This window comes from Kosakonia sp. Marseille-Q7440, assembly GCF_965119485.1.
Genome location: NZ_CBCPLT010000001.1, coordinates 2,114,990 through 2,127,426 on the forward strand (window position 1 = coordinate 2,114,990; position 12,437 = coordinate 2,127,426).

Sequence of the window (12,437 nt, forward strand, 5' to 3'; positions counted from 1 at the left end):
ATTCCGGGCCGGATGAAATTAGCTGCTAGCAACATTGAGAAATCTGCTATCGCCATCAGGAGCGGAGATGGCTCACATTTTTACCTCTGGCGCATAGACAAAATGCCTGCCACAATCTTGTGCGCTATAGCGCACGGTGCTACCTTGTGCGGATGTTATAACGCACAAGGCACCCACATGCGCCCGGCCACACTCTCACTCTCCTCCTCTCTTCCCTTTAACACCCTACTGGCAGGATTTGTCGCTGTGCTGGTCGGTTATGCCAGCTCCGCAGCGATCATCTGGCAGGCGGCCTCCGCTGCCGGAGCAACGCCTGAGCAGATCGCTGGCTGGATGACCGCCCTCGGCGTGGCGATGGGTATCAGTACGCTGGTGCTAAGCATCTGGTATCGCATGCCGGTATTAACCGCCTGGTCGACGCCGGGCGCGGCGCTGCTGGCGACCAGTTTGCAGGGCGTTTCACTTAATGAGGCGGTCGGCATCTTTATCTTCGCCAATGGGCTGATTGTGCTGTGCGGCGTGACTGGCCTGTTCGCCCGCCTGATGAAAGTCATTCCGCAGACGCTTGCCGCCGCGATGCTGGCGGGGATCCTGCTGCGTTTTGGTTTGCAGGCGTTTTCGCACCTTCAGGGGGATATTGTGCTCGGCGGATCGATGCTGCTGGCATGGCTTATCGCCAAAGCCATTGCACCGCGCTACGCGATTGTCGCCACGCTGCTGATTGGCGCGCTGGTCGCCTGGCTGAGCGGGAACGTGACGCCGCAAGCCGTTAGCCTCGCCCCCGTTGCGCCGCAGTTTACCGCGCCGGAGTTTCACTGGGCGTCGCTGGTGAGCATTGGCCTGCCCTTTTTTCTGGTTACCATGGCCTCGCAGAATGCGCCCGGTTTCGCCACCATGCAGGCAGCAGGTTTCAAGCCTGCGGTGTCGCCGTTAATGATCTTTATTGGCGCGTTGGCGCTGCTGCTCTCGCCGTTTGGCGTCTTTTCGGTGTCGATTGCCGCCATTACTGCGGCGATCTGTCAAAGCCCGGATGCGCACCCGGATGCCAGCAAGCGCTGGTTAGCCGCTGCCGCTGCCGGGGTGTTTTATCTGCTGGCCGGGCTGTTTGGTGGCTCGATTACCGGGCTGCTGGCGGCATTGCCCGCAAGCGGGTTGCAGATGCTGGCGGGCCTTGCGCTGCTCGGCACCATTAGCGGCAGTCTGCACCAGGCGCTGAACGCCCCGCGCGAACGCGATGCGGCAATTGTCACCTTTTTGGTTACCGCCAGCGGCATTACGCTGCTCGGGCTGGGATCGGCCTTCTGGGGGCTGGTTATCGGCGGTTTCTGCTATTTCACCTTCAGCCGTGCACCTAAAGCCTGAGCAATGAAACAGGTGACTTTTTAATCCCTCCTGATCATAATTCGTACAGAGGCATTCCATTAAGTTATGAGATGACCTCGCCCTACAGCGGATCTGTAATGAATTAATGAAAGGAGTCTTGCGGTGAAAATTGCCACCTTGTTTTTTATGCTCTCGCTTGCGACCCCACTTCCCTCGTCGCTTGCCGATACTCTCTCTGATTATCGTCAGTCACTTGCATCGCACCCGGTCAATTATGTGCGGATGGATACCCGCGAACTGCCCGGCGTAAAGGTGCAGCGCTATGTGCTCCATTCGCAAAACTGGTCACCGCAAGATGCGGTACGCCCGATACGCTGGGAGCACCAGGTGGATATCTATCTTCCTGATGCCGCCAAACCGACCGTTGCGCTGATGGTAGTGAATAACGATGCCGGTAAAGCGACCAGTTTCAATGAAGCGTCGCTGGCACGCATTGCGCTTGCCACCCATACCGTGGTGGTCTCGGTCAGCAATGTGCCGAACCAGCCGCTGCACTATCAGGGCAATTCAACGCCGCTGACGGAAGATGACAGCGTTGCCTACAGCTGGAAACGCTTTCTTAAGAATGGCGATGCGCCGCTACAGATCCCGATGTCAGCGTCGGTGTCTCAGGCTTTCCGGCTGGTGAAACGGGAGCTTTCGCAACAGAAAATCACCAGGTTTATCGTCACCGGCGCGTCAAAGCGTGGCTGGGCCGCCTGGCTTGCAGCGATATCCGACCCGGATGTGGTCGCCGTGGTGCCGTTTGCCGTCGATCTGCTCAACACCCGCGCCGCGCTGGATCATATGTATCGCTCCTATGGCAACAACTGGCCTGTCGCGTTTTATCCCTACTATCGCCAGCAAATCGATCAACAGATCGACACCGACAATTTCGCCCGGCTGATACGCGTACTGGATCCGCTGGCCTATTTGCGCAGCAAAGCGGGCGAGCGGCTGAAAATTAAGAAGTACGTGATTAATGCCAGCGGCGACGATTTTTACACGCCGGACAACAGCCGCTTCTACTACCCGCGCTTACCCGGCGAGAAGTCGCTTAGAGTGGTGGCGAACGCATCCCATGAGGCGGTGCTTTCGGTCGCCGAGCCATCGCTGATTGCCTTCGTTAACCGTTTCCAGGCGCGTAAATCCCTTCCTGCCATCACCGAGCGCCGCCAGGGTGCAGATAAGCTGGTACTCCATTTCTCCGGGCAGCCGGAAAAAGTGGTCGTCTGGCGCGCGAACAACCCGCTGGCACGGGATTTCCGTTATGCCTGCGGCGTCAGATATGAAGCCTTTACGCCACCGGCGATGTCAGGCAACACGCTCAGCGTAACGCTGATGACGCCGGCAACCGGGTGGCAGGCGACGTTTGTAGAGGCGACCTTCAGCGATGGATTTGTGGCGACAAGCCAGGTCTATATCACGCCAGATGGCATCTACCCGGATACTGCGCCGTCTGCGCAAGGCGGAGCCTGCCGCACGCTGCCTGGACGCGGGTTAACGCCCGTAGCGCAGGAGGCGGATTAACGCTTTTGCGTCGCGCGAAGCTGCGAGGGCGTGATGCCGTTTGCCGCTTTAAAGCGGTTGCTGAAGTGGCTGGCAGAGTTGAAACCGCAGGCCAGCGCGATATCGGTTAGCGACTGATTGCTGCTCAGCAGCAGCGCCTTCGCGCGCGCCATGCGGCGCTGCATCACAAACTGGTGCGGCGCCACGCCCATCGACTGGCGAAACATCCGCGCGAAGTGGTACTCGCTGAGCGAAACCTGTGCCGCAAGATCGCAGAGCAGCAGCGGCTCGCCAAGATGCGACTCGATATACTCCAGCACATTGCGCAGCGCGACGGGTGCCAGGCCGCCGGTAACCGTCGGCAACTGCCACTGCACATTGCTGTAGTGCTGAACCAGGTGCGTCAGCAACAGCGTCGAGGCGGTGCTGAGCGTCAACTGGTTGGCGTTTTGCTGCCAGTCGCAGCCGAGCAGAAACTGGCGGTAGAGCGCGGTGATGCGCGCATCCTGGGAGAAGGTCTTTTCATCGAGGGTGAAGGTTGCCGGGCTGCGATCCCACACTTTCTCCCCCACCTCGCGCAGATGCTCATCGGTGCAGTAGAGGTGCACAAAGGCGAGATTGTCGCGAATATCCCACACCGATTCGCTCTCTTTTGGCATCAAACAGAAGCGATCCGGCCCGCCGCCGTTTTTCCAGCCGGAGGCGGTTTTGTGGTAGCTCTCATAACCGTCGGCAATATAAAGACTGAGGGTGTGGTGGTTACAATACTGGGTGATGTTATCGCGTTTGTTGGACCATGCCGCCAGCTGAATCCCGTCGTGCAGCGCCACCGAGTTATGCAGCACGGCGTTGTGTTTGCGCAGGTTTTCAAAGGCGTCATAGCTATCAGTCATTCGCGGCACTTATCGTTTCTCCACCAGATCCCCAGTCTATGAAGAGCGAATAGCAGAAGCCAGCGTTGTGTAAAGAAAAGCGCAAGAATATGCAAGTCGCCCGCAAGCGGGTGCAAGCAAGGCTTGTCGTGCCTGACGACAATAGGCGTTCATGAAAGCGAACGGGAAGCGATATGAACGCATTACTTTATAGTCTGGTGGTGGTGATTTGGGGCACAACGTGGATTGCCATATTTTTGCAGCAGGGGCCGGTGGCGGCACCGGTGTCGATCTTCTGGCGCTTTGCGCTGGCGACCACGGTGATGATGCTGGTGCTGCTGGCGCGGGGCAAACTGCGTGCGCTGTCGCGGCGCGATCACCTCTTCTGCCTGTTGCAGGGCGCGTGCGTTTTTGGCTTCAACTTCTGGTGCTTTTATACCGCTGCGGCGTGGATTAACACCGGGCTGGAGTCGGTGATCTTTTCGATGGCGGTGCTGTTCAACGCCGTTAACAGCTTCCTTTTCTTCGGGCAGAAACCGCCCGCGCGCTTTTTTGCCGCCGCGCTAATGGGGCTGGCCGGGATCGTCACCCTCTTCTGGCAGGATCTGGTGGCCAGCGGCTGGAGCAGCAGTGTATTACTGGGCATTGCGCTGTCGGCGCTCGGCACGCTCGGCTTCTCGTTTGGCAATATGATCAGCCTGCGCCATCAGCGCAACGGGCTTGAGATCGCCACCACTAATAGCTGGGCGATGCTCTACGGCACGCTGATTATGGGGGCGGTTGCGCTGCTGCGTGGAGAGGATTTCACGCCGTTGTGGAGCGTCAACTATCTTGGCGCGCTGGTCTATCTTGCCCTGTTTGGCTCGGTGATTGGCTTCGGTGCCTACTTTACGCTAGTTGGGCGCATCGGCCCCGGCAAAGCGGCATACAGCACCCTGCTCTTTCCCCTGGTGGCGCTGACCGTTTCAACCTTTTATGAGGGGTACCAGTGGCATGCGCAGGGCGTGCTGGGGCTGGGGCTGATCCTGACGGGCAACCTGGTGATGTTTACCCGCCCGGAGACGTGGTTCGTGCGGCGCAGACCGTCACTCTGTTAAGAGAATGCCGCCTGGGATTCAGGCGGCAAAGCGCTTACTTTTTCAGATCCACCTGCCAGAAGAGGTGTTTGCCAAACGGGTCGACCTCATAGCCCTGCACCTCTTTGCGCACCGGCTCGAAAATCGTCGAGTGGGCAATCATCACCGCCGGCATCTGGTCATGCATCATCTGCTGCGCCTGTTTATAGAGCGCGACGCGTTTGTCGTGATCGGTGGTCGCCTTCGCTTCAGCAATCAGCTGATCGAAGGGTTTGTAGCACCACTTCGCCGAGTTAGAGCCGCCGTTAGCGGCAGTGCAGGTAAAGAGCGGGCCGAAGAAGTTATCCGGGTCGCCGGTGGCGGTGGTCCAGCCCATTAACGCCGCCTGGTGTTCGCCGCCCTTCACCCGTTTCAGATATTCGCCCCATTCGTAGGTCACCACTTTCGCCTGCACGCCCACTTTTGCCCAGTCCGCCTGGATCATCTCCGCCATACGCTTGGCGTTCGGGTTATAGGGGCGCTGAACCGGCATCGCCCAGAGATCGATGGTGGTGCCCGGCGGCAGCCCGGCCTCTTTCAACAGCGCCTTCGCTTTTTGCGGATCGTAGTCGTAATCTTTCAGCTCGCTGTCCGCGCTCCAGACGCCCGGCGGCAGCAGATTTTTCGCCGCCGTGCCGGTGCCCTGGAAGACTGCTTTGATGATCGCCGGTTTGTTAATCGCCATCGCCAGCGCCTGGCGCACTTTGACATTATCGAGTGGCGCTTTTTGCGTGTTGAAGGCGAGGAAGCCGGTGTTCAGCCCCGCTTTGCTCATCAGCGTAATATCTTTGTTCTCTTTCAGGCGCGGCAGATCGGCCGGGTTCGGGAACGGCATCACCTGACACTCATTTTTCTCCAGCTTCGCCACGCGCACCGAGGCATCCGGCGTGATGCTGAACACCAGCCTGTCGATTTTTGATCGCCCTTGCCAGTAGTCATCGAAAGCGGTGAAGAGAATGCGGGAATCTTTCTGGTACTGCGCCAGGCGGAACGGCCCGGTGCCGACCGGATCGCTGTCGACGCGCTGCGGCGTACCGGCTTTAAACATCGCATCGGCATACTCGGCGGAGAGGATCGAGGCGAAGTACCACGCCAGATCGGCGACAAACGGCGCTTCGGGGTGCGCCAGCGTAAAGCGAACCGTGTGATCGTCGACTTTATCGATGGCGGTAATCAGTGAGCCAAATTCGAGGCTTTCAAAATTGGAGTAAGTGCCGTTAGAGACGTTGTGGTAGGGGTTTTTAGGATCTTTTTGCCGCATAAACGAGAAAATCACATCATCAGCATTAAAGTCCCGCGTCGGCTTGAAGTATTTATTGCTCTGAAACTTCACATTTTTTCGCAGATGAAAGGTGTAGACCTTGCCATCTTCACTGACCTCCCAGCGCTCGGCGAGGCTCGGCTGTAACTCGGTGGTACCGGCTTTGAAATCGACCAGCCGGTTATAGACCGGAACCGCGCTGGCATCCACGCTGGTGCCGGAGGTGTAAAGCTGTGGGTTAAAGTTTTCCGGTGAGCCTTCAGAGCAATAAACCAGTGTTTTTGCCGCCACAGAAGAAGTGACTATCAACGTGGTCAACGCCAGAGCAAGTGTTGTCGGTTTGCTAATCATAGTGTTTCCTGTTGTTTTATTTTTAATGCTTGTTGTTTGCCTGCTCATAAATAACATTAAAGTGAAATTGCAAACACCTGATAATACGAATAAAGAAGGAATCACTATGCCCTCGCCGCTAGCCAGTCAATTAACGCAGCGCTTCTTTCGCTACCTGAGTATCACCAGTCAAAGCGACGCAAATGCCACCACCCTTCCCACTACGCCCGGCCAGTTTGATATGGCCCGTGAGCTGGCCAACGAGTTGAAATCCCTCGGTCTTGAGGAGATTGTTATCGACAATTGCGCCACCGTTACCGCCGTGAAAAAAGGCAACGTTGAGGGCGCGCCGCGCATCGGTTTTATCACCCATATCGACACCGTTGATGTCGGTTTATCGCCGCATATTCATCCGCAGATCCTGCGTTTTGAGGGAGAAGATCTCTGCCTCAATGCCAAAGAAGATATCTGGCTGCGCGTGCAGGAGCACCCGGAGATCCTCGCCTATCCCGGGGAGGAGATTATTTTCAGCGACGGCACCAGCGTGCTCGGCGCGGATAACAAAGCCGCAGTAACGGTGGTGATGACGCTGCTGGAGAACCTGACACCAGAGCAACGCCACGGCGATATTGTGGTGGCCTTTGTTCCCGATGAAGAGGTTGGATTGCGCGGCGCGAAAGCGCTGGATCTGGCGCGTTTTGACGTCGATTTCGCGTGGACTATCGACTGCTGCGAGCTGGGCGAGATTGTTTACGAGAACTTCAATGGTGCCAGCGCGCAGATCGACTTTACTGGCGTGACTGCGCACCCAATGTCGGCCAAAGGCGTGCTGGTTAACCCGCTGCTGATGGCGATGGATTACATCAGCCATTTCGACCGCCAGCAGACGCCGGAAAATACCGAAGGCCGCGAAGGCTATATCTGGTTTAACGGCATGGAAGCCGTTCAGGGACATGCCAGCCTGAGCGCCAGCATTCGTGATTTCGATAAAGAGAGTTTCGCCCGCCGTAAAGCGCAGATTGGCGAGGTAGCTGAGATGATTGCCGCGCAATACCCGACGGCAAAAGTGGAGTACCGCGTCAGCGATATCTACAGCAATATCAGCAACGCGATTGGTGAGGACCGCCGCGCCATCGACCTGATGTTCGAAGCGATGGAGACGCTCGGCATTACGCCGAAACCGACGACGATGCGCGGAGGTACAGACGGTGCGGCGCTCTCGGCTAAGGGTTTGTTAACGCCAAACTTCTTTACTGGCGCGCACAACTTCCACTCGCGCTTTGAGTTTTTACCCCTGCGCGCGTTTGAAGCCTCCTACAACGTGGCGTTACAGCTCTGCCTGCTGGCGGCCCGTTAAGATAATGCAGCCCGGCAACGGGCTGCTTTTTTTATCACGCCGGTTTATGCGCCAGCAGCGTGGCGAAGCGCAGTTTGATGCGGTTGCCCTGCTCATCGGTGCGGTGCAGCTCCCCCACCTCTTCGTTATATTTCAGCAACTTCCAGCCCGCGTAGTAGTTACGCAGCTCACCCTCTTTGAAGGCAAACGGAAAGCCGACATTGCACGGGTAATCGGCGGTATCCATCGCCGCGACAATCAGGTTATGCCCGCCCGGTTTGGTGCAGCGCTGCATGTTCGCAATCAGCCCCGGAATGGTTTTCGCTTCGAGGAACATCATCACCACGGTGGAGAGAATAAAATCATATTCGCCCTCAAAGCTCAGGCTGTTTAAATCAACGCTGTCGATATGCAGGTTATTCAGCCCTTCTGCTTCACGGATGCGCTGGAGATTGCTCAGGCTGTTGGGGTTTTTATCCCAGGCCGTGACATCAAAACCTTTATTTGCCAGGTAGAGGCTGTTACGCCCGTTACCGCAGCCGAGATCGAGCACCTTGCCTGGCGTGATGTAATTCATCGCGTTCAGCACTTCCGAGTGCGTCGGGGTCATCCCATATTTTTCAGTAAAGTAGTTCTCATCACGCATGGTCATTATTCACAGCCTTTAATTGGTATTTTGCATGCATTTTATGAATTTCACCCGTTGATAGCCAGCGCCCAAATATTTGCTACGGTTAAGTGATGACACCCGGAGAAGATAAGCATGAGCAAATACCGCCTCAGTGATGAGACGCGCCTCTTCAGTTATCAGTTGGGCGGCGAGAAAAAGAGCGTTGCGCTGCGCCAGATTATCGCCCTGCGCGATTTTAATGATGTCACCGCCGGCAGCGCAGGCGGCTGGGTTGATGATGAGCAGGTGCTCGATCAGGAGGGAAACTGCTGGATCTACGATGAAAACAGCATGGTGTTTGATGGTTGCCGCATCCGGGGCAACGCGCGCATTACGGGATCGTGCGTCATCTGCCTGAATGTCGAGATCGGCGATAACGCTTGGGTAGATGGCTGCGAGCTAAGCCACGGCGCGATTTTGCGTGACAACGTCACGGTGCAATCCTCTACCGTGCGCGGCGTCTGCCAGTTGCGCGATGAGGCGCGCATCCTTAGCGGCTGCGACATCATTGCTGCGCGTGGGTTAACCCAGGAGCACGAACAGGTACTACAAATTTACGATCGCGCGACGGTCAGCCAGTCGCGTGTGGTTCACCAGGCGCAAATTTATGGCGATGCCATCGTCAATTACGCCTTTATCGAGCACCGCGCCGAGGTGTTTGATTTTGCTCTCCTCGACGGCAATGAGATTAACGACGTCTGGGTGTGCGACTGCGCCAAAGTCTATGGCTACGCCCGGGTGATTGCCGGTCGACAGGAGGATGAGATCCCGACCCTTCGTTACAGTGCGCAGGTGGCGGAAAATGCCCGCGTCGAAGGCAATTGTGTACTGAAACATCACGTATTAGTTGGCGGCCATGCGCAGCTGCGCGGCGGGCCACTACAGCTCGATGAAAAGGTGGTGATTCAGGGCAACGCGCGCATCGAGGGAAATGTGCTTATCGCGCATGAAGTGGAGATCGCCGATAACGCGGTGATTATTGCCCCAGAGGATGACAGCCTGTTGCTGCGCGGCCCGAAAGTAGTTAACGGCGATCAACACATCACCCGCACCCCGCTGGTCGGCTCACTCTGACAAGCACCTATAAATTTATTTTCATCCGCCGGGAATAAAGCGCCGCGCCCTTCGTCTTATCTGCTCACTATGAGCAGGATGAGCGAATGATGAACAACACTCCTTTAACCTCCACGCAGCTAACGGTGCGCCTTGCGCTGATTGGCCTGGTGCCGCTTCTGGTTATGCTGCTGTTTCTTTGGGGCGGCGGCTGGCTGGCGCCCGAACGGCTCACTTCGGACAAACTCGTTAATGCGTTACAGCAGTCCGGCGGCGAGCACCCCGGCTTTCGCCGCAACCATGCCAAAGGGATCTGCGTCAGCGGCGAGTTTATCTCCAGCGGCAAGGCAGGCGTTATCTCTCGCGCCGCGCTGTTTGCGCCGGGAACTACGCCGGTGATTGGCCGTTTTGCTATTGCGGGCGGCAACCCCTCCGCGCCGGATTACGCCGTGCCGGTGCGCAGCCTGGCGCTGGCCTTTGAACTCCCGGACGGCGAGCAGTGGCGCACCGGCATGAACGCGATGCCCTTTTTCCCGGTGCGCAGCGTAGAGGGTTTTTATGATATGCAACTGGCAACGCGCCTCGATCCCGCCACCGGCAAACCGGACCCGGCAAAGGTAAAAGCGTTTCTTGAGAAGCACCCGGAAGCCGCGCCTTTTCTCGCGTGGGCAAAAGCGAACGTGCCCTCCAGCAGCTGGGCCAGTGACCGCTTTAACAGCCTAAATGCCTTTCGCATGATCGACAAAACTGGCAACGAGCAGCTGGTTCGCTGGAGCATGGTGCCGCAGACGCCTTATCAACCCATCAGCGCAGAGCAGAAGCAGGATAAAAACTTTTTACAGCGCGATCTGCGCCAGCGCCTCGATCAGGCCTCGCTGAAGTGGGATTTGGTCATTACCGTCGCCAACGCGCAGGATGACGGCAGCGATGCCTCGCGGGCCTGGCCTGCCGGGCGGCAAACGATCAATGCCGGTACGCTGGTGCTGAACCGCGCCGTTGAGCAGGCGCAGGGTGACTGCAATGACATCAATTACGATCCGCTGATCCTGCCGGACGGTATCGCCGCCTCGAACGACCCGCTGCTGAATGCCCGTTCATCCGCGTATGCCAAATCCTACAACCTTCGCACCCGCGAACAAGCCGGAGCCCACTGATGAAACAGGTCGCTTATTTCCACCCGCTGCTGCGCGCGGTTCACTGGCTGATGGCCGCCGCCATTATTGCAATGCTGTTTATCGGCGTCGTGATGGTCTCTACGGTCTCCTCCCTGCACAGCCTGCTGGTGACGATCCATAAACCGCTGGGTTTGATGATCTTTCTGCTGGCGCTGGTGCGTTTGTGGTTACGCTTCTATACCGCCACGCCACCGTTGCCTGCCTCGCTGCCGGTCTGGCAACGCGCGATGGCGCATCTTTCGCACTGGGCGCTCTATGCGATGATGCTGGCACAACCGTTAATTGGCTGGGCGATGCTCTCGGCGGCTGGTTATCCGGTGACGCTCGGCGGTGGATTTGTGCTGCCACCGATAGTCCCGGTGAATAATGACTGGTATGCGCTGCTGCGTCCGTTGCATTCTGTGGTGGCGCTGGCGCTGTTTGTCACCGTAATGGCGCACCTCGCCGCCGCACTGCTGCATGCACTGGTGCTGCGCGATGGGGTGTTTGAGAGCATGTCGGGAAGCCGCAGACGATGAACGATGATGAAATCCGCGAGGTGATGCCGCATCTCTACCGCTTTGCTTTGTGGCTGGCGCATAACCCGCATACTGCGGAAGACCTGGTGCAAAGCTGCCTGGCGAAAGCCCTTACGCGGCAGCGTAATAGCGAGCAGAGCCTGCGCGCCTGGCTCTTCACCATTCTCTATCGTCAGTTTGTCGATGGTGAACGGCGGCGCAAACGCTACCTGAAAGTGCTCACCTTTTTCACCGGCGAAGAACCTGGTGGTTTTACCACCGAGTCGCTGGCTATTGCCGATGACACGCTCGCCCTCTTTGCCACGCTGCCGACGGAGTATCGCGCCGTGCTGCTGCTGGTGAGCGTTGAAGGGCTGAGTTATAAAGAGGTGGCGCAAACCCTCGACATTCCGCCCGGCACGGTGATGTCACGCCTGTCACGGGCGCGCAAAATGCTGCATGAAAAACTGGAAGGCCAGCCAACGCCGTTAGCGTTAAGGAGATTGAAATGACGTTGCCACCGGATGAACACGATCTGCACGCCTGGCTTGATGGCGAGACCGATGAGGCGACCTCAGCGCGCATTGAACACTATCTGGCGCAAAACCCGCAGGCCGCCCGCGAGGTTGCAGGCTGGCGGCAGGATGCGCAGCGCCTGCGCCAGGCAATGGATCGCCATACTGTTTCGCTTGAGATGCCGGAACCCCGCGCGCTGCGCCGCCAGCAGCGTCAGCTGCGGCAGTGGAAGCTGGCAACGGCCTTCGCGCTGGTGATGGCGCTCGGCGTCGGCGGTTTTACCGGCTGGCAGTTGAAAGAGTCACAGATGGCGCTGGCGCATGCGCCGATGGAGGACGCGGTACAGGCCTACAAACTGTTTGATAACACCGCTATCACCCCAATGGATGTGGCGACGACGCAGCAAACGGAGCTTACCCACTGGGTCGGGCGCTACTTTATCAACGGCAATCAGCCGCCAAATCTGGAGCAGTATGGCTTTACGCTGGTCGGCGCACGGCTTGTTGCCACGGCGCAGGGTCCGGCGGCGCTGATTATGTATCAGGATCCGCGCGGCACGCGGGTTGGCTGGTATATCCGCCCCTTAAGCCCGGGGAAATTACCCCACGGTGAGCGCAAGGCTGAGGATGTGATGACGCAGTACTGGAGCGACGATCACTACAATTACGCGCTGGTTACGCCGCTGAACTCCCCGGCGGTAAACGGGCTGCGAAAAGCGGTTTCGCAGGCGAACAGCTAAGG

General features: G+C 57.9%; 12 protein-coding genes. 9 read left to right on the forward strand and 3 right to left on the reverse strand.

All coding sequences use genetic code 11. The annotated features are described in order from the left end of the window. The first annotated feature begins 177 nt into the window (after positions 1-177). Together ACWPW2_RS09790 and ACWPW2_RS09795 are read left to right on the forward strand one after the other, a co-directional pair. Complete coding sequence (locus ACWPW2_RS09790; protein WP_454122730.1) at positions 178-1,362, forward strand: benzoate/H(+) symporter BenE family transporter; 1,185 nt, start codon at positions 178-180, stop codon at positions 1,360-1,362. 123 nt (positions 1,363-1,485) lie between these two features. Then, positions 1,486-2,892, forward strand: coding sequence for a PhoPQ-activated protein PqaA family protein (locus ACWPW2_RS09795; RefSeq protein ID WP_454122732.1), 1,407 nt, complete (start codon positions 1,486-1,488; stop codon positions 2,890-2,892). Here the strand turns inward: ACWPW2_RS09795 and ACWPW2_RS09800 are convergent. Then, positions 2,889-3,764 carry a helix-turn-helix domain-containing protein gene (locus tag ACWPW2_RS09800; RefSeq protein WP_454122734.1) on the reverse strand — a complete coding sequence of 292 codons (876 nt, stop codon included), beginning with the start codon at positions 3,762-3,764 and terminating at the stop codon, positions 2,889-2,891. The genes ACWPW2_RS09795 and ACWPW2_RS09800 overlap by 4 nt on opposite strands. A 173-nt stretch (positions 3,765-3,937) precedes the next feature. Between ACWPW2_RS09800 and ACWPW2_RS09805 the strand changes: the two genes are divergently transcribed. After that, positions 3,938-4,840 (forward strand): DMT family transporter, encoded by a 903-nt coding sequence (locus tag ACWPW2_RS09805; protein ID WP_454122736.1) that lies wholly within the window; start codon positions 3,938-3,940, stop codon positions 4,838-4,840. A gap of 34 nt (positions 4,841-4,874) precedes the next feature. On the opposite strand, the gene ACWPW2_RS09810 is transcribed toward ACWPW2_RS09805, so the two are convergent. Next, a complete protein-coding gene (locus tag ACWPW2_RS09810; protein ID WP_454122738.1) occupies positions 4,875-6,470 on the reverse strand; it encodes an ABC transporter substrate-binding protein in 1,596 nt (531 codons plus the stop codon). Positions 6,471-6,576: 106 nt separating this feature from the next. Between ACWPW2_RS09810 and pepT the strand changes: the two genes are divergently transcribed. Next, the gene (gene pepT, locus ACWPW2_RS09815) at positions 6,577-7,806 is read left to right on the forward strand and encodes a peptidase T (RefSeq protein ID WP_454122740.1); all 1,230 of its coding nucleotides are present in this window, start codon (positions 6,577-6,579) and stop codon (positions 7,804-7,806) included. 34 nt (positions 7,807-7,840) lie between these two features. Here the strand turns inward: pepT and tehB are convergent, their stop codons facing one another. After that, positions 7,841-8,437 carry a tellurite resistance methyltransferase TehB gene (gene tehB, locus ACWPW2_RS09820; protein WP_454122742.1) on the reverse strand — a complete coding sequence of 199 codons (597 nt, stop codon included), beginning with the start codon at positions 8,435-8,437 and terminating at the stop codon, positions 7,841-7,843. A gap of 111 nt (positions 8,438-8,548) precedes the next feature. Between tehB and ydcK the strand changes: the two genes are divergently transcribed. The 5 genes from ydcK (at position 8,549) to ACWPW2_RS09845 (ending at position 12,435) form a co-directional block, all read left to right on the forward strand. Next, positions 8,549-9,529 (forward strand): YdcK family protein, encoded by a 981-nt coding sequence (gene ydcK, locus ACWPW2_RS09825; protein WP_454122744.1) that lies wholly within the window; start codon positions 8,549-8,551, stop codon positions 9,527-9,529. An 89-nt stretch (positions 9,530-9,618) separates the two neighbouring features. Continuing rightward, positions 9,619-10,662: a catalase family peroxidase gene (locus ACWPW2_RS09830; protein WP_454123623.1), complete on the forward strand. Its 1,044-nt coding sequence runs from the start codon at positions 9,619-9,621 to the stop codon at positions 10,660-10,662. Further along, on the forward strand, positions 10,662-11,201 hold the full coding sequence (locus ACWPW2_RS09835; protein WP_454122746.1) for a cytochrome b: 540 nt from the start codon (positions 10,662-10,664) through the stop codon (positions 11,199-11,201). Before ACWPW2_RS09830 ends, ACWPW2_RS09835 begins: the two co-directional genes overlap by 1 nt. Next, positions 11,198-11,692 (forward strand): RNA polymerase sigma factor, encoded by a 495-nt coding sequence (locus tag ACWPW2_RS09840; RefSeq protein WP_454122748.1) that lies wholly within the window; start codon positions 11,198-11,200, stop codon positions 11,690-11,692. Before ACWPW2_RS09835 ends, ACWPW2_RS09840 begins: the two co-directional genes overlap by 4 nt. Then, complete coding sequence (locus tag ACWPW2_RS09845; RefSeq protein WP_454122750.1) at positions 11,689-12,435, forward strand: anti-sigma factor family protein; 747 nt, start codon at positions 11,689-11,691, stop codon at positions 12,433-12,435. The genes ACWPW2_RS09840 and ACWPW2_RS09845 overlap by 4 nt, the downstream gene beginning before the upstream one ends. Positions 12,436-12,437: the final 2 nt, after the last annotated feature.

Excerpts from the sequence above, each read along its gene's own strand:
- ACWPW2_RS09790 (WP_454122730.1), top strand. The coding sequence starts at position 178 with ATGCGCCCGGCCACACTCTCACTCTCCTCCTCTCTTCCCTTTAACACC.
- ACWPW2_RS09800 (WP_454122734.1), bottom strand. The coding sequence starts at position 3,764 with ATGACTGATAGCTATGACGCCTTTGAAAACCTGCGCAAACACAACGCC.
- ACWPW2_RS09805 (WP_454122736.1), top strand. The coding sequence starts at position 3,938 with ATGAACGCATTACTTTATAGTCTGGTGGTGGTGATTTGGGGCACAACG.
- ACWPW2_RS09810 (WP_454122738.1), bottom strand. The coding sequence starts at position 6,470 with ATGATTAGCAAACCGACAACACTTGCTCTGGCGTTGACCACGTTGATA.
- pepT (WP_454122740.1), top strand. The coding sequence starts at position 6,577 with ATGCCCTCGCCGCTAGCCAGTCAATTAACGCAGCGCTTCTTTCGCTAC.
- tehB (WP_454122742.1), bottom strand. The coding sequence starts at position 8,437 with ATGACCATGCGTGATGAGAACTACTTTACTGAAAAATATGGGATGACC.
- ydcK (WP_454122744.1), top strand. The coding sequence starts at position 8,549 with ATGAGCAAATACCGCCTCAGTGATGAGACGCGCCTCTTCAGTTATCAG.
- ACWPW2_RS09830 (WP_454123623.1), top strand. The coding sequence starts at position 9,619 with ATGAACAACACTCCTTTAACCTCCACGCAGCTAACGGTGCGCCTTGCG.
- ACWPW2_RS09835 (WP_454122746.1), top strand. The coding sequence starts at position 10,662 with ATGAAACAGGTCGCTTATTTCCACCCGCTGCTGCGCGCGGTTCACTGG.
- ACWPW2_RS09840 (WP_454122748.1), top strand. The coding sequence starts at position 11,198 with ATGAACGATGATGAAATCCGCGAGGTGATGCCGCATCTCTACCGCTTT.
- ACWPW2_RS09845 (WP_454122750.1), top strand. The coding sequence starts at position 11,689 with ATGACGTTGCCACCGGATGAACACGATCTGCACGCCTGGCTTGATGGC.